This window comes from Mesorhizobium bavaricum (genome assembly GCF_056781655.1).
Genome location: NZ_CM165566.1, coordinates 2,271,049 through 2,291,993 on the forward strand (window position 1 = coordinate 2,271,049; position 20,945 = coordinate 2,291,993).

16 protein-coding genes and 1 tRNA gene are annotated in these 20,945 nt (G+C 62.9%); 9 read left to right on the forward strand and 8 right to left on the reverse strand.

Going from position 1 to position 20,945, the window contains the following annotated elements; translation table 11 throughout:
- Positions 1 to 237 precede the first annotated feature (237 nt).
- A complete protein-coding gene (locus AC1RZR_RS11110; protein WP_477277677.1) occupies positions 238 to 444 on the forward strand; it encodes a site-specific integrase in 207 nt (68 codons plus the stop codon).
- A gap of 62 nt (positions 445 to 506) precedes the next feature.
- Here the strand turns inward: AC1RZR_RS11110 and AC1RZR_RS11115 are convergent.
- Together AC1RZR_RS11115 and cpdR are read right to left on the reverse strand one after the other, a co-directional pair.
- Positions 507 to 581, reverse strand: a tRNA-Val gene (locus AC1RZR_RS11115).
- A gap of 118 nt (positions 582 to 699) precedes the next feature.
- The gene (gene cpdR, locus AC1RZR_RS11120) at positions 700 to 1,062 is read right to left on the reverse strand and encodes a cell cycle two-component system response regulator CpdR (protein WP_010911372.1); all 363 of its coding nucleotides are present in this window, start codon (positions 1,060 to 1,062) and stop codon (positions 700 to 702) included.
- A gap of 163 nt (positions 1,063 to 1,225) precedes the next feature.
- On the opposite strand from cpdR, the gene AC1RZR_RS11125 reads away from it, so the two are divergent.
- From AC1RZR_RS11125 to AC1RZR_RS11135, 3 genes are all read left to right on the forward strand, one after another.
- Positions 1,226 to 2,167 carry an N-formylglutamate amidohydrolase gene (locus AC1RZR_RS11125; protein WP_477277674.1) on the forward strand — a complete coding sequence of 314 codons (942 nt, stop codon included), beginning with the start codon at positions 1,226 to 1,228 and terminating at the stop codon, positions 2,165 to 2,167.
- A gap of 315 nt (positions 2,168 to 2,482) precedes the next feature.
- Entirely contained in the window at positions 2,483 to 3,256 is a 774-nt protein-coding gene (gene hisN, locus AC1RZR_RS11130; protein ID WP_477277672.1) for a histidinol-phosphatase, read from the forward strand.
- A 173-nt stretch (positions 3,257 to 3,429) separates the two neighbouring features.
- On the forward strand, positions 3,430 to 3,630 hold the full coding sequence (locus AC1RZR_RS11135; RefSeq protein WP_477277670.1) for a hypothetical protein: 201 nt from the start codon (positions 3,430 to 3,432) through the stop codon (positions 3,628 to 3,630).
- 10 nt (positions 3,631 to 3,640) lie between these two features.
- Here the strand turns inward: AC1RZR_RS11135 and AC1RZR_RS11140 are convergent, their stop codons facing one another.
- On the reverse strand, positions 3,641 to 4,618 hold the full coding sequence (locus AC1RZR_RS11140) for an alpha/beta fold hydrolase (RefSeq protein WP_477277668.1): 978 nt from the start codon (positions 4,616 to 4,618) through the stop codon (positions 3,641 to 3,643).
- Between the two features lie 600 nt (positions 4,619 to 5,218).
- Between AC1RZR_RS11140 and AC1RZR_RS11145 the strand changes: the two genes are divergently transcribed.
- A complete protein-coding gene (locus tag AC1RZR_RS11145; RefSeq protein ID WP_477277666.1) occupies positions 5,219 to 5,686 on the forward strand; it encodes an Hsp20 family protein in 468 nt (155 codons plus the stop codon).
- Positions 5,687 to 5,856: 170 nt separating this feature from the next.
- Here the strand turns inward: AC1RZR_RS11145 and AC1RZR_RS11150 are convergent, their stop codons facing one another.
- Positions 5,857 to 6,906, reverse strand: a complete 1,050-nt coding sequence (locus AC1RZR_RS11150) for a threonine aldolase family protein (protein WP_477277664.1) — start codon at positions 6,904 to 6,906, stop codon at positions 5,857 to 5,859.
- A 489-nt stretch (positions 6,907 to 7,395) separates the two neighbouring features.
- On the opposite strand from AC1RZR_RS11150, the gene gltB reads away from it, so the two are divergent.
- Both gltB and AC1RZR_RS11160 read left to right on the forward strand, forming a co-directional pair.
- Positions 7,396 to 12,117: a glutamate synthase large subunit gene (gene gltB / locus AC1RZR_RS11155; RefSeq protein WP_477277662.1), complete on the forward strand. Its 4,722-nt coding sequence runs from the start codon at positions 7,396 to 7,398 to the stop codon at positions 12,115 to 12,117.
- 141 nt (positions 12,118 to 12,258) lie between these two features.
- Positions 12,259 to 13,713: a glutamate synthase subunit beta gene (locus AC1RZR_RS11160; protein WP_477277660.1), complete on the forward strand. Its 1,455-nt coding sequence runs from the start codon at positions 12,259 to 12,261 to the stop codon at positions 13,711 to 13,713.
- On the opposite strand, the gene AC1RZR_RS11165 is transcribed toward AC1RZR_RS11160, so the two are convergent.
- Both AC1RZR_RS11165 and AC1RZR_RS11170 read right to left on the reverse strand, forming a co-directional pair.
- Positions 13,710 to 14,936 carry an SGNH/GDSL hydrolase family protein gene (locus AC1RZR_RS11165; protein ID WP_481828528.1) on the reverse strand — a complete coding sequence of 409 codons (1,227 nt, stop codon included), beginning with the start codon at positions 14,934 to 14,936 and terminating at the stop codon, positions 13,710 to 13,712. The two genes, AC1RZR_RS11160 and AC1RZR_RS11165, sit on opposite strands and share 4 nt — an antisense overlap.
- A gap of 128 nt (positions 14,937 to 15,064) precedes the next feature.
- Entirely contained in the window at positions 15,065 to 16,288 is a 1,224-nt protein-coding gene (locus tag AC1RZR_RS11170; RefSeq protein WP_477277656.1) for a lytic murein transglycosylase, read from the reverse strand.
- Between the two features lie 212 nt (positions 16,289 to 16,500).
- On the opposite strand from AC1RZR_RS11170, the gene galU reads away from it, so the two are divergent.
- Positions 16,501 to 17,406: a UTP--glucose-1-phosphate uridylyltransferase GalU gene (gene galU / locus AC1RZR_RS11175; RefSeq protein WP_379102687.1), complete on the forward strand. Its 906-nt coding sequence runs from the start codon at positions 16,501 to 16,503 to the stop codon at positions 17,404 to 17,406.
- Between the two features lie 12 nt (positions 17,407 to 17,418).
- On the opposite strand, the gene AC1RZR_RS11180 is transcribed toward galU, so the two are convergent.
- On the reverse strand, positions 17,419 to 19,215 hold the full coding sequence (locus AC1RZR_RS11180) for an outer membrane beta-barrel protein (protein ID WP_477277653.1): 1,797 nt from the start codon (positions 19,213 to 19,215) through the stop codon (positions 17,419 to 17,421).
- 252 nt (positions 19,216 to 19,467) lie between these two features.
- Between AC1RZR_RS11180 and AC1RZR_RS11185 the strand changes: the two genes are divergently transcribed.
- Complete coding sequence (locus AC1RZR_RS11185; protein ID WP_477277651.1) at positions 19,468 to 20,469, forward strand: KpsF/GutQ family sugar-phosphate isomerase; 1,002 nt, start codon at positions 19,468 to 19,470, stop codon at positions 20,467 to 20,469.
- Positions 20,470 to 20,473: 4 nt separating this feature from the next.
- On the opposite strand, the gene AC1RZR_RS11190 is transcribed toward AC1RZR_RS11185, so the two are convergent.
- Positions 20,474 to 20,938, reverse strand: coding sequence for an NfeD family protein (locus AC1RZR_RS11190; RefSeq protein ID WP_477277649.1), 465 nt, complete (start codon positions 20,936 to 20,938; stop codon positions 20,474 to 20,476).
- Between the last annotated feature and the right edge of the window lie 7 nt (positions 20,939 to 20,945).

Genomic DNA, 20,945 nt, shown 5'->3' on the forward strand with positions numbered 1-20,945 from the left:
CCAGCCGGGGGGCGATTAGGCTAGCCCCACGGTTGGGCCACTCGACTTGATCAACCGCCTCGTGGCACGCGCCATGGCGAACACAACGGGCGGCTGGATCGACAGCCAGCGCGTCGTCAGGCATCGGCGAGGGGAGGCCGTAACAGAGACGAACAAGCGCCAGCCACCGGTGCGGCTTGGCAGGCGGGTCGGCGTGCCTGGTGCGCTGGGAACGCTTCTGCCCGGACGGCATAGGAAATGGCGATCGACAAAGGATGGCTCGATCCGGCCATCACCGGGCAATCGGCTATCACGCCGCACGTTGTGCGCCACACGCGCGCGGATGTGTTCAAGGGCGTGGATATCTGCGAAGCGGCCGGCGCGCTCGGCATGTCCGCCAAAACGCTCGACAAGGTCTATGGTCACCACCACGTCGATTTCCAGAGGAACGCGGCCCAGGTTTAGAGCCGGCCTCTGTGCCGTTTCTGTGCCAGGAGGGAGAGGTATTAGCTAAGTGTTTGAAAGGATGGTGGGCGTGACAGGGATTGAACCTGTGACCCCTGCAATGTCAATGCAGTGCTCTCCCGCTGAGCTACACGCCCATCCGAAGCCGCGCATACACCATTTTTGATCCAGCGCGTCAATAGCAGGAAAAAGGAAAGAAGGCGTCGTCTCGCCGCAGCGGCGATAAGGGCGCAGAAGCCTTGCTGAGAGAGCGGCTCAGGCCGCGTGCAGCATCTTCTCGACCTCGTTGACGAGGTCGCGCAGGTGGAACGGCTTCGACAACACCTTGGCGTCTTTTGGCGCCTTGGAATCCGGGTTCAGCGCAACGGCGGCGAAACCGGTGATGAACATGACCTTGAGGTCGGGATCGATCTCGGTGGCGCGGCGCGCAAGCTCGATGCCGTCCATCTCCGGCATGACGATGTCGGTCAACAGCAGCGAGAACGGTTCCTCGCGCAGCCGTTCATAGGCACTGGCGCCATTGTCGAAATCGCTGACCTGGTAGCCGGCGCGCTCCAGCGCCTTGACGAGGAACCGACGCATATCGTCGTCGTCTTCTGCCAGAAGAATGCGTGCCATCTTGTCCCGTCCGAATCACCCGCCCGAGATTGCCGTTGGGCAAGCCCGTTAACCATCCTGTATATGAGGAGGTGAGGGTAAACATCAAGTGAACGAGAGCGGGGATGACCCATATTTGCCCGGCGTGTGCTGCCGCTGAAATGCTGGACACGCGGCCAGCAAGGTGGCACTTTCACATCATGATGCACTGGTGTTTTCGGGTTCGTTCAAATTGAAGACGGCAGCCGAGGATTTTTCGGTCTTTCCACCCTTCGAAATCCGGTCGGGCGCCGAGCAGCGCGTTCCCTTCCTCTTCAACTCACCGCATAGCGGCCGCTACTATCCGGAGCGCTTCCTTGCCATGGCAAGGCTGGACCGCAACGCCATCCGCCGGTCGGAAGACTGTTACGTCGACGAGCTGTTCGGCGGTGCCGTCGCGCTCGGTGCGCCGATGCTGGCGGCGAATTTCCCGCGCGCCTATCTCGACGTCAATCGTGAGCCGTGGGAACTCGATCCGCGCATGTTCGCCGAGCCGGTGCCGTCCTTCTGCAACATCCGCTCGGCGCGGGTGGCCGGTGGGCTTGGAACGGTGCCGAAGCTGGTCGGCGAGGGGCTCGACATCTATTCCGGCCGCCTGCCGCTGGCCGAAGCGGTCGCCCGCATCGAGGCCGTCTACAAGCCCTATCACGAAACGCTGAAACGGCTTTTGACCAGAACCCATGCGCGGTTCGGCTTTGCCGTGCTGATCGACTGTCATTCGATGCCGGCGAGCATCCGTGTCGGAGACAACGGCCTGCGACCCGATTTCATCATCGGTGACCGGTTCGGCATCTCGGCCACCGCTGCCTTGACCGAGACGGCGATCGGCCTGCTCACCGCCATGGGCTATACCGTCGCCCACAACAAGCCCTATGCCGGCGGCTTCATCACCGAGCATTATGGCCGACCGGCGCGCCACCTGCACGCGCTGCAGATCGAGGTCAATCGCGGGCTCTACATGAACGAGCGGACATTCGAGAAAGTCGCCGGCTTCGACGCGCTGGCCGACGATTTGACACGATTTTCGGCGGATCTGATGGCAATGCCCGACCATCATTTCATCGACCTGCCGCTGGCTGCGGAGTGAAACTCTAGTCCGGGATAATCGGCGTAAAAAAAGACCGCATCGTTTGCACGATACGGTCGAAGTCTAGGGAGGAAACGCCCAAGGAGGGCATGGACAGGAAAACCTGTCCGAGGTCGAGGGTATGGTGCGCTGCACAAATGTCAAGCGACCTTCAGGCTTTTTTAATTCACTCTGATGTGGAAATTGCGTTTCGATGATGCTTGTGTGACATCCAGGCAACAGGTGTCGTTGCGGAAAATTCGTCGGACACTCTTGTTTTGGTGGGAAATTGGCGGCAGAGCCCGGCTCGGGCATGCTGCAGTGCGGGAGAATCAGTTGGATATCAGCATCGATTTCATGCGCCGCATCGCGCAGGCGGCGGCGGCGGAAACCTTGCCGCGCTTTCGCAGCCAGGGCGCGGTCGCCAACAAGGAAAAGGGCAGTTTCGACCCTGTCACCGAAGCCGATCGCGAGGCCGAACGCGCCATCCGGACGCTGATATCGGCTGAGTATCCCGACCATGGCATTCTCGGCGAGGAGCATGGCAGCGAAAACATTTCTAGCCGGCATGTCTGGGTGATTGACCCCATCGACGGCACGCGCGCCTTCATCTCCGGCCTGCCGGTGTGGGGGACGCTTGTCGGGCTGACGGTCGACGGCGACGCTGTCGCGGGCATGATGTCGCAACCCTTCACCGGTGAGCTTTACTACGCCAATGCCTCGGGCTCCCACTATGAGGGGCCGGGCGGGCCGCGCAAGCTGACAACCCGCAAAACGACGAAGCTCTCCGAGGCGACCCTGTTCACCACCACGCCGGCGCTGTTCAAGGGCGCGGCGCGCGAGCGTTACGACCAGCTAGAGACGCAGGTCCAGCTCGCTCGTTATGGCGCCGATTGCTATGCCTTCGCCATGATCGCGTCGGGAAGCGTCGACATTGTTACCGATCCCGGGCTGAAGCCTTACGACATCGTGGCGCTGATCCCGATCATCGAAAAGGCCGGTGGCATCGTCACCACATTCGACGGCGGGCCGGCGGAAAAGGGTGGTGATGTGCTGGCGGCGGCGACGCCGGAACTGCATGCGGCCGCGATGGCCGCGCTGCGCGGCTGATATCTTCATGCTTTCTTTGTTTTGACGCAAATCCCTGAGGGGAAAGCGCTTCACACTTTTCCGGGAATTGCTTCAGCGCGGCTTGATCGAGCGCTGGAATTCCGCCGGCGTGCGGCCGTAAACCTGCCTGAACGCGGCGCGATGGCCGCAACCCGCTGACCATCGATGTGCCGGTGCGCGGCGCGTTCACCGACGGTGTCGGCACGTTCCTGTGCGACGATGTCTTCGACGGCCGGCCGATCCAGGTTCGTTTCCTCTGGTCAGCGATCATGGAGAATTCGGCACGCTGGGAGCAGGCCTTCTCTGCGGACGGCGGTACGAGCTGGGAGACTAACTGGGTCATGGAGTTCGCCCCGCCAGGCATGAGCCGGTGATCGGCGTCTGTCAGGCCGTGGGGTCGTCGCTACCAGGAATGAAGGCGTCGAAGGCGGCTAGGAGTTGCTCGCGGTAGATGTCGGCTTCCTGCAGGATTTCGTGACGGGAGCCGTCGATCATCAGCAACGAACCAAGCCGCAGCCGCCTGGCATAGGCTTCCACGGCCTTGGTCGAGACGACCTGGTCGGCGCCGGCGGCAATTATCAGCATAGGCACCTGAATGCGGGCCATGAAGTCGGGGTCGCTGACGGCTTCGGATGCCTTCGCGGCCGCCTGCAGCCAGCGGATCGTCGGGCCGCCAAGCGCCAGTTGCGGATACTCTTCATAGATCCGCGTGTTGCGCCGATAGCGCTCCGGGTCACTCGTCAGCTTGTTGGTCTCGAAAGGCGCCGGCACCTTCGGCCGCGGACCCCAGGCGGCATAGAGCCGGCCAAGGCCGAGAGCGCAGAACAGCGAACAGACGCGGCGAACCGTCCTTATCGAGACCGGCAGATCGGGCACGGTGAGGAACGGCGCGATCAGCACCATGCGCCGCACGCGGTTGACCATCGATGGCGTGGCAAGCAGCGTGATCACCGCACCCGCCGAATGGGCAAGGATGTAATACGGACCGCGGCAGTCGGGCAGCACGATCTCCTCGAAGAATTGTTCCAGGTCGGCGGTATAGTCGCGGAAGCTGCGGACATAGCCGCGCTGGCGATCGCGGATCAGGCGGGAGGAATCGCCCTGGCCGCGCCAGTCGAGGGTGGCGACGCCAAAGCCGCGGTCGGCGAGGTTGCGGATGGTTTCGAAATATTTCTCGATGCACTCGTTGCGGCCGGTGAGCACGACCACGGTGCCCTTCAGCGGGCGAGCGGCCGCGCCGAACAGACCGTAGCGGATCTTCTTGCGATCGCGGGTGGTGAAGAAGCCGCCGGTGGCGTTTTCCGGTCGTGGATTGCCCTCGATTTCGTGAAAAAGGGGGGTGTCGGGGAAGAGATCCGTCATTCGGCGCTTCGTGCTCGGCGTCTGGCGTGCCCGTCCATGCTGGCTGGCTCCGCTAAGGTGATAGACGCCCATGCGCCAAAAGCAAAGGAATTCCCGGTGATGAGAAGCTGCAAATGGAAAGGCCGGAAGCCGCTTGAATGCGTGCTTCCGGCCTCTGTCGATCCGGGAGGAAGGGACGTTACACCCGGTTCGGCCTCGTTGCGGCGCCTTGAGAGCGGTTCATCGTTTCACAGAAACGCAGACCCGCTCTATCTCTTTGTTTTGACGCAATTCCTGAGGAAAAGCGCTACGCGCTTTTCCCGGGAAAACCGCTTCACACTTTTCCTGGAATTGCTCAATCCAGCGCCGCCAATCCTTGATCTTAGGCTCACTCTAACGCGGGCTGTCTGAACGCGCGCCGAAGCGCTGGTTCATCTGCCGTTCATCAACGACCAGCCGCACGGGCTTTTTGCCAGCAGGCGAAATCTTGAAATGCATTCGAGCGCTCCCCAAATGTCGGATGCGGTCGCCAATACTGGGGCCGCTGGTCCAGCCGAAACGCCGCTCAAGGGTTTCGCAACGGCCATACGCAAACCATGTTGCTCAACAGGAGAACACCTCATGCGTCACGTTGATTTTTCCCCGCTTTATCGCTCGACGGTCGGCTTCGACCGTCTCTTCACCATGCTCGATTCGCTTGCGCAGCCGGATGGCGCGCAGACCTATCCGCCCTACAACATCGAGCGCACCGGCGAGGATTCCTACCGGATCTCGATGGCGGTTGCCGGTTTCTCGGACGAGGAGATCTCGATCGAAGCCCACCGCAATGTGCTCACCGTGAAGGGCGAGCGCAAGGAAGAGGGCACTGGCGAAGGTTCCGAACTGCTTTATCGCGGCATTGCCTCGAGGGCTTTCGAGCGCCGCTTCCAGCTTGCCGATCACGTCGAAGTCGTCGGTGCTTCGCTGAAGAACGGCCTGCTGTTCGTCGACCTCAAGCGCAACATTCCCGAGGAATTGAAGCCGCGCAAGATTGCCATTACGGCGTCTTCGGCCAAGGCCAAGCAGATCGAGGCCAAGACCGCCAACTGAACCAATAGCCTCCCAAGGCAAGGCGGCGCCGAAAGGTGCCGCCTTTTTTGTTGTCCGTGATACCGCCAGAGCCTGTTTGTTCCATGCCGATTGAACGGGATGGGGCTCTATCTGCTTGTACGAGGCATGATCTTTTTCGAAAACCGGTATCCACTTTTCGGGATCATGCTCTAGCCAGCGATCAGCTGGCCAAAGCGGTCGACTTCATCGGCCGTCGTCGCAAAGCTGGTGACGAAGCGATAGAGCAACTCGTCCTCGCCTATATGGCCGTCAAAGCCATGCGGCTTGTGCCAGTCGTAGAAGGCAGCACCCGCTGCCTGCAGCTTTTCGGCCTCGGCTTTCTTGATCACCGCGAACACCTCGTTGGCCTGCGGCAGCCAGGCCAACTTCGCCGTGGCCGAATCCTCGATCGCCGCCGCGAGACGCGCGGCCATGGCGTTGGCGTGGCGGGCGGTGTCCAGCCACAATCCATCCTTGAAATAGGCCGCGAACTGCGCCGCGACGAAGCGCGATTTCGAAAACAGCTGGGCAGCGCGCTTGCGCAGGAAGGCCAATTCCCTGGCACGGTCGAGATCGAACAGGACGATCGCCTCGGCGCACCAGCAGCCGTTCTTGGTGCCGCCGAAAGAGAGGATATCGACGCCGCGTTTCCAGGTCATTTCGGCCGGCGTCGTGTCCAGCGCGACCAGCGCGTTGGCAAAGCGGGCGCCGTCCATGTGCAACGGCACGGAATGTTTCTTGGCGATGGCCGAGATCGCGGCGATGTCGTTCAGCCCGTAGATGGTGCCAACCTCGGTCGACTGGGTGATCGAAACAGCCATCGGCCTTCCCCAATGGACGATTTCGGGCGCGAAGCGGCCGATGGTCCTCTCCAGATTGTGCGGATCTATCTTGCCGAGCGCGCCATCAATCGCATGCAGTCGCGAGCCGCAAAAATATTCCGGCGCACCGCATTCATCTTCGATCACATGCGATTCGCGGTGGGCGAAGGAAATGCCGCCAGGCTTGTTATAGGCGGTCAGCGACAGCGAGTTGGCGGCTGTGCCGGTCGCCACGAAGAACACCGCGACTTCGCGCTCGAAAATCTCGCTGAAGTGCCGGTAGACGGCCTGGTCAAGCGCACCGTCGCCATAGGCGGGGGAAAAACCACCGGCATTGGCCGACAGGCCGGCCACGATATTGGGATGGGCGCCTGCCCAATTGTCGGAAGCGAAGAACATGCATCTGCCCGTGTGTTGTGGAAATCAGTGTTTTGGGGAAATCGGTCGGACGTTGACCGGTTTCGCGTGCTGACCGCAAGGGCCAGACGCCGGAAAACCATTAAAGCCAGTCAACCGGGCAGGGCAGCAGCTGGCGACCGAAGCTTACGTTTCTCCTCAACTTCACGTAATTTTCTGTCGCCAGCGGCCCAAGTTTTTTGTGAATCGGTCTTGTGCGCGTTCAGGATTTCTGTCATAAAAATTTAGGACAGTAGTGCTGTCTTATTTTGTCGCACAAAACGAGCTGGATTGGCGTATCATTTGGGCCTCTCCGGCTGTTGCTGCGAGCGACAGGTTGGACAGCCAGACTTTGGCCTGTACGAATAGGAACCATGCGGAACGCCGCCTGGTTCGGCAAGGATTTCGCAAGACGTGCCGCAAGGATCAGGGTGAGCCAGGCGCTTGCCGAGGCAAACCGGCGCCCGAAGGGCTGGGAATGGAGGACAGGAGATGACGGACATGACGCACTCTGCGACGAACGGCCAGGCCGCGCAGACGAAAGCGGCAACCGTCAAAAATACGTTCCGAACCAGCACGGGCTTTTCCGCCCACGGCCTCTACGATCCGCGCAACGAGCATGATGCGTGCGGCGTCGGCTTCATCGTCAACATGAAGGGCGTGAAGTCGCATCAGATCGTCAAGGACGGCCTTGCCGTGCTCGAAAACCTGACGCATCGCGGCGCCGTCGGCGCCGATCCGCTGGTCGGCGATGGCGCCGGCGTGCTGGTGCAGCTCCCGGATCGTTTCTTCCGCGAGGAGATGGCAGCCCAGGGCATCGACCTGCCGCCGGCGGGTCAGTACGGCGTCGGACACTGGTTCATGCCGCAGGACGCTGCCTTGCGCGCCCATATCGAGGACATCATCGCCGAATCGGCGCAGTCCGAGGGGCTTCCGCTCATCGGGTTCCGTGACGTGCCCGTCGACAATTCGTCCCTGTCGAAGGCGCCTGACATCGTGGCGTCCGAGCCGTTCCATCGGCAGGTCTTCATCGGCCGCACATCAGACATCCCCGACGACGAGGAGTACGAGGCCAGGCTCTATCTGCTGCGCAAGGTCATATCGGGCCGCATCTACGCCGAGAACGACAACAAGGACATCGGCTCCTACTGCGTGTCGCTGTCGGCACGGACCATTGTCTACAAGGGTATGTTCCTGGCCTATCAGGTCGGTGCCTACTACAAGGACCTGACCGACCCGCGCTTCGAAACCGCGCTGATCCTCGTCCACCAGCGGTTCTCGACCAACACTTTCCCGTCATGGAAGCTGGCGCATCCGTACCGCATGGTCGCCCACAATGGCGAGATCAACACCGTGCGCGGCAACAACAACTGGATGGCGGCGCGACAGGCGTCCGTCGATTCCGAACTGTTCGGCAACAACATCTCGAAGCTTTGGCCGATTTCCTACGAAGGCCAGTCCGACACCGCCTGCTTCGACAATGCGCTCGAGTTCCTGTTCCAAGGCGGCTACAGCCTCAGCCATGCGATGATGATGCTGATCCCGGAAGCCTGGGCCGGCAACAAGCTCATGGATGCCGACCGCAAGGCTTTCTACGAGTACCATGCAGCGCTGATGGAGCCGTGGGACGGACCGGCGGCAGTCGTCTTCACCGATGGCCGCCAGATTGGCGCCACGCTGGACCGCAACGGACTGCGCCCGGCGCGCTACATCGTCACCGACGACGACCGCGTCATCATGGCCTCGGAAGCCGGCGTGCTGCCGGTGCCGGAAGAGAAGATCGTCAAGAAGTGGCGTCTGCAGCCCGGCCGCATGCTGCTGATCGACCTGGAGAAAGGGCGCATCGTTTCCGACGAGGAGCTCAAGTCGGAGATCGCGACCAAGCATCCTTACAAGACCTGGCTCGCCAACACGCAGCTCATCCTCGAAGACCTGAAGCCGGTCGAACCGCGCGCGCTGCGCAAGGATGTCAGCCTGCTCGATCGCCAGCAGGCGTTCGGCTACACGCAGGAAGACACAAAGCTGTTGATGTCGCCGATGGCGACGACTGGCCAGGAAGCGGTGGGTTCGATGGGCACCGACACGCCGATCTCGGCGATGTCGGACAAGTCGAAGCTGCTCTACACCTATTTCAAGCAGAACTTCGCCCAGGTCACCAACCCGCCGATCGATCCGATCCGCGAGGAGCTGGTGATGAGCCTGGTGTCCTTCATCGGGCCGCGGCCGAACATCTTCGACCTGGTCGGCAATTCGCGCCGCAAGCGGCTCGAGGTGCGCCAGCCGATCCTGACCAATGGCGATCTGGAAAAGATCCGCTCCATCGGCCACACCGAGGACCGCTTCGACACCAAGACGATCGACATCACCTACGGCTCCAATGAAGGGGCCGCGGGCATGCAGGGCGCCATCGACCGCTTGTGCGAGCGGGCGGAGGCGGCGGTCGCCGGCGGCTACAACATCATCATCCTGTCCGACCGCCAGGTGGGGCCGGACCGCATCGCCATCCCGGCGCTTCTGGCGACGGCCGCGGTGCATCATCACCTGATCCGCAAGGGGCTGCGCACCTCGGTCGGCCTTGTCGTCGAATCCGGCGAGCCGCGCGAAGTGCATCATTTCTGCTGCCTTGCCGGCTATGGCGCCGAGGCGATCAACCCGTACCTTGCCTTCGATACGCTGCTCGACATGCACAAGCGCGGCGAACTGCCGAAAGAGGTCGACGCCTACGAAGTCGTCACGCGCTACATCAAGTCGATCGGCAAGGGCATCCTCAAGGTGATGTCCAAGATGGGCATCTCGACCTACCAGTCCTATTGCGGCGCGCAGATCTTCGACGCCATCGGATTGAAAACCGATTTCGTGCAGCAGTATTTCACCGGCACCGCGACGCTGATTGAAGGCGTCGGGCTGGACGAGATCGCAAGCGAGACGCTCAGCCGCCACAATGACGGATTCGGCAACGATCCGGTGCTGCGCAACAGCCTCGAAGTGGGCGGCGAATACATGTTCCGCATGCGCGGCGAGGCGCATATGTGGTCGCCCGACGCGGTCGCCACCTTGCAGCACGCCGTGCGCCAGGGCTCGTGGGAGACGTTCAAGGACTATTCCGCGCAGATCGACAGCGAGACGGCTCGCGCCCAGACCATTCGCGGCCTGTTCAGGATCAAGCTGGCCGAGGAGAGCGGCCGCAAGAAGGTCGCGCTCGACGACGTCATGTCGGCGGCCGACATCGTCAAGCGGTTCTCGACCGGGGCGATGTCCTTCGGCTCGATATCGCGCGAAGCGCACACCACGCTGGCGCGTGCGATGAACGCTATCGGTGGCAAGTCGAACACCGGAGAGGGTGGCGAAGAGGCCGACCGCTACCTGCCGCTGCCCGGCGGCGGCAAGAACCCCGAACGCTCGGCGATCAAGCAGATCGCCTCGGGCCGTTTCGGCGTGACGGCCGAATATCTCGTCAACTCCGACATGATGCAGATCAAGGTGGCGCAGGGCGCCAAGCCCGGCGAGGGCGGCCAGTTGCCCGGCCACAAGGTCGACGCGACCATCGCCAAGGTCCGGCATTCGACGCCGGGCGTCGGCCTGATCTCGCCGCCGCCGCATCACGACATCTATTCGATCGAGGATCTGGCGCAGCTGATCTACGATCTGAAGAACGTCAATCCGGCGGCCGACGTGTCGGTCAAGCTGGTGTCGGAAGTCGGCGTCGGCACGGTTGCGGCGGGCGTCGCCAAGGCGCGTGCCGACCACATCACCATCTCGGGCTATGATGGCGGCACCGGTGCGTCGCCGCTGACATCGCTCAAGCATGCCGGCAGCCCGTGGGAAATGGGCCTTGCCGAGACGCACCAGACGCTGGTGCTTAACGGCTTGCGCTCGCGCGTGGCGCTGCAGGTCGATGGCGGCTTGCGCACCGGCCGCGACGTCATCATCGGCGCGCTGCTCGGCGCCGACGAGTTCGGCTTCTCGACCGCGCCGCTGATCGCGGCCGGCTGCATCATGATGCGCAAGTGCCATCTCAACACCTGCCCGGTCGGCGTGGCGACGCAGGATCCGGTGCTGCGCAAGCGCTTCAAGGGCACGCCCGAACATGTCATCAACTTCTTCTTCTACGTGGCGGAAGAAGTGCGCGAGCTGCTCGCCGAGATGGGCTACACCCATATCGACCAGATCATCGGCGACACCGACCTCCTGGAAAAGCGCGACTTGATCGTGCACTGGAAGGCGCGGGGGCTCGATTTCTCGAAGATGTTCTTCAAGCCGGACGCGCCGCATGAAGCGGTGCACTGGACCGAGCGGCAGAAGCACCCGATCGACGACGTGCTCGACCGCAAGCTGATCGAACTGGCCAAGCCGGCGCTCGAGAGCAAGCAGCCGGTCAAGATCGAGGTCGACATCCGCAATGTCGACCGCTCGGCGGGCGCCATGCTGTCGGGCGAAGTGGCCAAGCGCTTCAAGCACAAGGGCCTGCGCGAGGACACGATCTCGGTGAAGCTGACCGGCACCGCCGGCCAGTCCTTCGGCGCCTTCCTGGCGCGCGGCATCTCGTTCGAGCTTGTCGGCGCAGGCAACGACTATGTCGGCAAGGGCCTGTCGGGCGGCCGCATCGTCATCCGGCCGCCTGAAGAGGCCAAGATTGTCGCGGCCGAGTCCATCATCGTCGGCAATACCGTGCTTTATGGCGCGACCGAGGGCGAGGCTTACTTCGCCGGCGTCGCCGGCGAGCGCTTCGCGGTGCGCAACTCGGGTGTTGCGGCCGTCGTCGAAGGCGTCGGCGACCATGGCTGCGAGTACATGACCGGCGGCATTGTCGTCGTCATCGGCAAGACTGGCCGCAACTTCGCCGCCGGCATGTCAGGCGGCGTCGCCTATGTGCTGGACGAGGCGGGTGATTTCGCCGAGCGCTGCAACATGGCGATGGTCGAGCTGGAGCCGGTTCCCGAAGAGGACGACCTGATGGAAAGGCTGTTGCATCATGGCGGCGACCTTGACCACAAGGGTCGCGTCGACGTGTCCGGCGACATGACCAGCCATGACGAGGAGCGGCTTTACCAGCTGATCTCGAACCATGTGCACTACACCGGTTCGGTGCGCGGCCGCGAGATCCTCGACGACTGGACGACTTTCCGGCCGAAATTCCGCAAGATCATGCCGGTCGAATACCGCCGCGCCCTGATCGAGATGGAACGCATGCGCATGGGCGTGGCGGCGGAATAGACTTATGCGTTGCCGGGAGGCGCTGGCTTCCCGGCCCACTTTCATCGACAGTTTGACCTCGAGGGCAAGGTTGCCATGGCTGCCTCAAGAGGTTAACGGGTGCGGCGAAAACCGCACCATCTGGACAGCAGGAACTGGACTATGGGCAAGGTAACAGGCTTTCTTGAAATCGACCGGCAGGTGCACAAGTACCAGCCGGCCTCCGACCGCATCCGGCATTTCCGCGAATTCACGCTGCCGATGTCGGACAAGGAGGTCGAGAAACAGGCCGCGCGCTGCATGGATTGCGGCATTCCGTTCTGCCATGGACCGACGGGCTGCCCGATCCACAACCAGATCCCCGACTGGAACGACCTCGTCTACAATGGCGACTGGGACAACGCGATCCGCAACCTGCATTCGACCAACAACTTCCCGGAGTTCACCGGCCGCATCTGCCCGGCGCCCTGCGAGGAAGCCTGCACGCTGAACCTCGAGGACATTCCTGTCGCCATCAAGACGGTCGAGCAGGCGATTGCCGACAAGGCCTATGAGACCGGCCATATCAGGCCCTATCCGCCGGAGAAGAAGACAGGCAAGCGCGTCGCCGTCATCGGCTCCGGCCCGGCCGGCATGGCGGCTGCCCAGCAGCTTGGCCGCGCCGGCCACGACGTCCATGTCTATGAGCGCGAAAGCCGGCCGGGCGGGCTGATGCGCTACGGCATTCCCGACTTCAAGATCGAGAAGCACTATATCGACCGGCGCATCGAGCAGATGCAGGGCGAGGGCGTGACTTTTTATTGCGGCGTCAATGTCGGCGTCGACAAGACGGTGAACGAGCTGCTGGCCGAGTACGATGCGGTGCTCTATTGCGGCGGGTCGGAAACACCCCGCGCGGCCGGTATTCCGGGTGACGATCTCGGCGGCGTGCATGACGCGATGCCCTATCTGGTGCAGCAGAACCGGCGGGTCGGTGGCGAGCCGATCCAGTCGGTGGCGTGGCCGTCGCATCCGATCATCGCGGGCGGCCAGCATGTCGTCGTTGTCGGCGGCGGCGACACCGCCTCCGACTGCGTCGGCACTGCTTTCCGCCAGGGTGCGGTGCGCGTCACCCAGCTCGACATCCGCCCACAGCCGCCGGAGAAGGAAGACAAGCTTTCGGTCTGGCCCTACTGGGCGACCAAGATGCGTACCTCGTCCTCGCAGGCCGAAGGGGCGGAGCGCGAATTCCAGGTGGCGACGCTCGAATTTATCGGCGAGGAAGGCCAGCTGACCGGCGTCAAGTGCTGCGAGGTCGACGACAAGCGCAAGCCGATCGCCGGCACCGAATTCGTCATCCGCGCCGATCTTGCCTTCATCGCCATCGGCTTTGCCGGTCCGACCACCGCCGGCCTGGTCTCTGAACTGGACGGCCAGATGAAAATCGTCACCGACAGCCGCCGTTCCAGGAATGTCGAGGCCAATGACCGCGACTACAGGACCAGCGTCGACAGGCTCTACGCGGCGGGCGACGTGCGCCGCGGCCAGTCGCTGGTCGTCTGGGCGATCCGCGAGGGCCGCCAGGCAGCGCGTTCGATCGATGAGGCGTTGATGGGCTCGAGCGTCCTGCCGCGTTAAGGGTTGATCGCCGTCGTCGTGTCGGTCGTGGCTGCCGCCGCAGCAGGCTGCGCCCGGGGTGGCCAGGAGAAATCGTCGGCGCGGCCGGGCGAAGCCTGCGGTGCCTTGCCCTCGACCACCAGCCTTTCGCCGGGCAGGTTCGGGTTGGCCTTTGCCGGCGGCGGTGCCGCGCCCAGAAGTTCGGAGCCGCCATCGAGTGCCGGATCGCTGAGCAGCATCGGCACGGTGCGGTCGATCACAATCGGAGCCGCGGCCGGCCCGGGCGCTTCGACGGGCGCGCCTGCCGGTGCGGTCGCCGGGACCACGCCTCCGGGCGCGGCGAGGCCGAGGATCTTCATCAGCGGCTTTTCGGTATAGAAGGCGAGCTTGCGCTTGCCTGCCTTCGAGACGTTGATGCCGTCGTCGGCACGCAGCCGAACCGGCTGGCCGTTCATGTCGGGGCCGCTGGTGACGAAGGCGCCGTTCTCGTCGACGAAGCCATCCCAGACGTCGACGAATTCGCCGCCATGGCTTTCCGCCGTCTGATGGTAGATGTCGTTGAAGGCCAGCATGTCGGAGGTCATCTTCGGTACCCGGAACGCCGGCATGCCAACCCACACGAAGGGCACCTTGGCGTCGGCGATGGCCTTGCCGAGTGCATCGGTGCGGCGCTCATATTCCTTGGTCCAGTTCTCGGACCGAGGCTGCTCGCGCACATCCCCCACCCTCATCTGCTGACGGTCGTTGGACCCCAACATGACGACCACGGCGGCGGGTTTCTCGGTCTCGATCAGCGTCTTGATCTGCTCGGGCCAGTTGTAGAAGTCGTCGCGCACGAAGCCGGATGAACCATTGCTGCGAACCACGATCCTGATGCCTGGGTTTTCCGCAAAGGCGGTGTCGAGGCCTTCGGCAAGCCCGGACGCCATGAAGTCGCCGACCACCAGGACGGTGCGGGCATCCGGGACTTTCTCGGCGATCGGTGTTTGCGGTTCGGCCGGCGCACGCGGGACGCGGGGTTTGCGCGGCTTTGGCTTCGCCTTCTGGATGTTCATCGGCGGCTCGATCCGCTCGCTGCGGCGCGGGAACAAAAGGTCGCGCAACGACCAGCCGCGGTTTTGCTGTTCCTGCGCCATGGCGGGGGCATGAAAGGCGCCGGCCAAACCGACTGCGAGCACGACGACAGCCAGAACGAGCACCGGCATGCGACGAACAAGCCCTGCGATGCGCGCAGCCGAAGCCAATCTTTTCCTCCATCCCTTGGCGCTTCTTTCGAAAAGTCGCATCGACTTTTCGAAAGGACATTGCACCAAACCAGATTGCTACAGTGTCCGATGCGCGTCCGAAAGGCCGCGCGGCACCGCAGGTGGCTCTATTTCTGCCGGAGCCACTTCAGCACTTCCATGCTCGGATAGCCGTCCTGGGTCAAGCCGGCCTGGGCCTGGAAGGCCATGATGGCGGTTTTCGAGCCGTCGCCGATCTTGCCGTCGAACTTGCCGTCGTAAAGGCCGTGCTGCGAAAGCCGTTTCTGCAGTTCCTGCCTTTCCTCGAAAGTGAGCTTGGTGAAAGGCCGCTTCCAGTCCTGCACGAGTCCGCTGGAGCCGGCGATTTCGTCAGCGAGAAGGCCGACGGCAAGGGCATATTTGTCGGCATTGTTGTAGGCTTTGATGACCGAGAAATTCTTGATCATCAGGAAGGCTGGCCCGCTGCGGCCGTCCGGCACCTTCAGCGTCGCCTTGTCGCCACCGTTCTTGAACGGCTTGCCGTTGGCCCTGACGACGCCGAGCGCCTGCCATTGCGACAGCGTCTTGGAGCCGCCGGGAAGTTTGCCGGCAGGCAAGGTGACCTCATAGCCCCAGGTCTTGCCTGCCTGCCAGCCATTCTTCTTCAGCAAATTGGCGGCCGTTCCCAGCGCGTCGGGGATCGAATTCCAGATGTCGCGCTTGCCGTTGCCGTCCATGTCGACGGCATAGTGCAGATAGCTGGTCGGGATGAACTGGGTGTGGCCCATGGCGCCGGCCCAGGATCCGCTCAGATGGCTTTCGTCGATATCACCCGTCTGCAGGATCTTCAGCGCGGCGATCAGCTGGGTGCGGGCGAATTTCGCCCGCTTCGGATCGGCATAGGCCAAGGTCGCCAGCGAGCGCACGACATTGCGCATTATGTCGTCGCGTTTGAGGATTTCGCCATAGTTCGATTCCATCGACCAGATGGCGAGCAGAATGTAGCGGTCGACGCCGAACCTGGCTTCGATCCTGTCCAGCCATGGCTTCCATTTCTTGGCCATTTGCTGGCCGACGGCGACAGACTGGTCATGGACGCGGTTGTCGAAATAGTCCCATGCAGGCGCGGTGAATTCAGGCTGCGTGCGTGCCTTTTCCAGCACCACCGGGTCAATATCCTTGATATCTCTGAAGGCCTGATCGTAGAGCGCTCCGGAAACGCCGCTCTGCACGGCGGTGGCGCGGAAGCCGGCGACCCATTGCCGGAAACCGGCATCTGCGAACGCCGGGCCGGAAGGCATCAGCAGAGCGAGCGAGAGGCTGGCTGCCGCGATGACGCTGGTAAAACGTTTTGCGGCATTGCGAACGGACATCTTTTCCTCCTTCTCTGTGTCAGGAAAGACCATTCATCGCCGAACCAGGTTAGGAATTAGTTTACCATAGGTGCCGCCGGGAACGAAAAGACGCCTCAAAGCTTTACCGGTGAACGTTCCCCCCTTCAGTCGTCCAGTAATCCTCAATTTCGGCGTGAAAATGTCTTGAAACGGGGATTGCGGAGCAGGCCATCAAACGGATAATTGACAGTATGAAGAGAGTTCGCAAGGCAGTCTTCCCGGTCGCCGGTCTTGGCACGCGGTTTCTCCCGGCCACCAAGGCCATCCCCAAGGAAATGCTGACCGTCGTCGACCGGCCAGTGATCCAGTATGTGGTGGATGAAGCGCGCGAGGCCGGCATCGAGCATTTCATCTTCGTCACCGGCCGCAACAAGGCCGTCATCGAGGACCATTTCGACGTCCAGTTCGAGCTCTATGACACGCTGGCCCAGCGCGGCAAGGACGACCAGCTTGCACGCCTGCAACGGCTGCAGCCGGCGCCGGGGCAGACCAGTTTCACCCGCCAGCAGGTGCCGATGGGGCTCGGCCATGCCGTCTGGTGCGCGCGCGAACTGGTCGGCGACGAACCCTTCGCCCTTTTGTTGCCCGACATGATCATGCAGTCGGAAAAGAGCTGCATGAGGGAGATGGTCGAGCTTTACCAGGAAACCGGCAACAACATCATCGCGGTGCAGGAATGCGACCCGGCTGAAGCCCACAAGTATGGCATCGTCGGCCGTGGCGAGGACACGCATCATGGTTTCCGCATCACCGAGATGGTGGAAAAGCCGAAGACCGGCACCGCACCGTCCAATCTTTACATCAACGGCCGCTACATCCTGCAGCCTGAGATCTTCAAGATCCTCGAAGGCCAGGAAAAGGGCGCCGGCAACGAGATCCAGCTCACCGACGCGATGCTGAAGCTGGAAAAGCTGCAGCCCTTCTTTGGCTACCACTATCAGGGCCGCACTTTCGATTGCGGATCGCCGGAAGGCTTTGTCGAGGCCAATGTCGCCTTCGCGCTGTGGCGCAGCGACATGAACGAGAACATGGCCGGCGTCATCCGCACGCTTCTCGACGAACTGAAGCCGTCGGAGCGTCGCGGCGCCGCCTTCTAGGATAGGCGTGGATCAGCGCTGCACCTTCACGCCCAGGAAGATGCTGTTGGCTGTGTAGTCGCGGCCCGGCAGATTGCTGGTCAGTTTCTCGGTCCTGACCCGGGTGGTCAAGCCGGCATAGCGGTTCAGCCACCACGTCAGGCCAGCCTCGGCGCTTAGAGTCATGTCGTGGCCGTCGACGCCGATGTAGTCGCGCCAGTCGAGGCCCAGAGCAGCATTTCCGGTGAGGTTGGCGCGAATCTGCCGTTCGCCCGTCAAGCGGCCTGAGTAGAGGATATCGCCGCTTTCATCGGCGGTGGTCGTGGGCTCGACGGTGGTCTGGCCGGTCAGGCCGATCGTGGTGCCGCGTTCGGGCGACCATTTGAGATCGGCGTTGACGGTGGCGCCTGAAATCGCCTCCAGACTGCTGTCGTCGATCGCCTCCCTTAGCCAGCCGGCGGAGAACTCGCCGGAGAGCTTCTCGCCCATGTCGAGTTCAAGGCCTGCGCGGGCACCGAGCCGCGTCGAGGAGCGCTCGAAACCCTCGTCGTCGACGCGTTGATCATAGGCCCGGCGACCGACCTCGATTTCAGTGAAAGGGGTGATGGCCGGCGAGATTTCGTAGCCGGTGCGCAAGGTCGCTGTGTAGAGCGTGGAGTCGCGATCCTTCTGCGACAGCGAGGTGCCGTCCGAAAGCTTGGCGTCGCCATAGAAGTCGTGCGTCACCGCGCCGGTCAACGCATAGCGCATCTTGCCGGCGTCCTTTTCGATGCCGAGGCTGCCATTGACGGTCTGCCGCAGGGGCTGCGTGTCGACGCCGGCAATGGCGTCCGGCGAGGAGGCCGATTCCGGTACGGCCTCGTAGCCGAGCTTGGCGATGGCGCGCAACTCGTTGTCGAGGTCGACGTTGAGCTGGCCCTCGATGCGGCCCTGCTCATTGTGAACCGAATAGCCCGACACGGTCTCGCGGAAAAGGCCATAGCCATCGATCGTCGCCGAGTTCTCGCTCCAGTCGGAGGCGGCGGAAAAGCGCAGTGCCGTCTCGGACAGCAGCGCCGACTTGCCGGCATTGCTCGAATCGCCGTTCGACGTTGCGGTGAGGCCCTGTTCGATGGTCGGCCGGATGACGAACGAACCCCATTTGACGCCGGTGGCGGCAAAGGGATCGTCCTCGACCTTCGTCTTCTGGCCTTCGATGGAGGCGGTGCGTTCGGCGCCCGGGTCGAGCTTCTGCCGGTCAACGCTGTCGATGGTGACGGCACGGCGGTTGGCTGCGCCCTGATCCGCGTCATTGCCGTCGGCATCTTCCGTCGTAGACGCGGCGGTGTCCGTGGTCGCAGAAGGGCCCGTCGTTGCGGTTGTCGACTTTTTCTTCTTCGACTTGTCGGCGGCTTTGTCCTTGGCCTGATCCGCCGCATTTCGGCTGGCAGTTGATGGCCGGCGGCGGGGCTTTGGCGGTGCCGGGGTGTCGGCGGAGGTATCGTCGGTGGCAGCCGGCGGATCAAACACGCTGCCGGTCGCCGCCGCGTCGTTGGTGTCCGTGTCGTCAGGCACGGCGCCGGCGCTGGCCGGCAGGTAGGTTCGTGCCGGCGCATTGTCCTGCGCGGCATCGGCCGGCGCCTGCTGGCCTTGGGCTGCCAGGGCGAGCTGTCGCGCCTTGCGCTGCTGATCGGACAGGATCGCCGATTCGGAGACCTCGCCACGCAGTTCCGTTTCCTGGGCACGGAGCGCCTGCGGGCGCAGCAAGGCAAGCATGCTGGTCGCCAGCAGCAGGGCCCACGCGGCCTTGCTCTTTCGTCCTCTTGATTTTCTTGGCTGAACCCCGGACATCGCCACCACTGCTCGCGCGGCGCACGCGCGCCATACTTACCGAACCGTAAACGGGGATGGTTAACGGAGGGTTGAGGCGGGCGGTCACGTCAGGGGCCCCAAGCGCCAATTTCCAAGGGGGTTCATACCGCGTGCGGCAAGCTTTTTGTCCTCTTGCTTGTCGCTGTCCCGAACCACCGCGGACAGTTGGGCGACGTGCGTGGGGCCATTTCTGTTGGACAGGCGGGCGGCAACACGCTAATCGCATCAGCCATGCATGCGGGATCCTTGGATAAGAAGCCTTTGAACAGGCAAGCGTCGATCGCTTCGGCGCTGAGAACGGTGGTAACCGAGCAGGCCGGTATCGCGGCCCTTGCCGAGGCGCTCGAGAACGGACTGGCCGGGCCTTTTGCCCATGCCGTCGACATGATCTCGAAGATCGAAGGCCGGCTCATCGTCACCGGCGTCGGCAAAAGCGGCCATATCGGTTCGAAGATCGCGGCGACGCTGGCCTCGACCGGCACGCCTGCCTTTTTCGTGCATCCCGTCGAGGCCAATCACGGCGATCTCGGCATGATTGCCAGGGATGACGCCATCATCGCCATGTCGTGGTCGGGCGAGAGCAAGGAGATGATGGGGATCGTCGCCTATTCCAGGCGCTTTTCCATTCCGCTTATCGCCATCACTGCCGGAGAGACATCGGCACTGGCGCGCGCGGCTGACGTCGTGCTGCTGCTGCCGCGCGCAGCGGAGGCCTGCCCGCACGGGCTGGCGCCGACGACCTCGACGCTGCTGCAACTGGTCATCGGCGATGCGCTGGCGATCGCCCTGCTCGAAGCGCGGGGTTTCACGCCGGACCATTTCCGCACCTTCCACCCGGGTGGCCAGCTCGGCGCCAACCTGACCCTGGTTTCCGAGATCATGAGGGTTGGCGATCAGATGCCGCTAGCCGCGCTGGGCACCAAGATGCCGGAAGCGGTCATGACGCTGTCGCAGAAGAAGGTCGGCTGCGTCTTGATCGTCGACACAAACGGCGAACTGGTCGGCATCATCACCGACGGCGATGTGGCCCGCAACCTCCACCGCAACCTAGCCAACGTCATCGTCGACGACATTATGACCCGCACGCCCAAGACGATCGATCCACAGACGCTTGCCGGTACGGCGATCGCGCTTCTCAATGAGTACAATATCGGCGCGCTGGTGGTGACCAAAAACAACATGCCGTTGGGCGTGGTTCATTTCCACGATCTGCTGCGTATCGGCGCGGCCTGAGCGTTCAGACAGGCTCCACGGTCAATTCCAGATCCGTGTCGGCAGCGGCCGTCACCCGCACTTGCGTGCCGGCCGGCAGGTCCGGGCCGGAGACACGCCACAACGTATCGCCCAGCTTGATGCGGCCACGCCCGTCCCGGATCGGTTCGGCAAGTGTCGCCATCCTGCCGACCATCTGCGCGCCGCGCCGGTTGAGCAGCGGCTGATCGGTCGGATCATTGCGCCCGCCGACCAGTTTCTTACCGGCATAGGCCGACACAACAGACAATGCCAGAAAGGCAAGGACCTGGATCTGCCAGGTCCAGAAACCGGCGTCCCAGATCAGCAGCGATACCGCGCCGATGATCAATGCGGCGATGCCTATCCACAGCATGAAAATGCCGGGGGCGATGACTTCCATCACCAGCAGCACGAAGCCCAGAACCATCCAGCTCCAAGGGCCGAGTTCGGAAACGATGCGGTCGATCATGGTTATT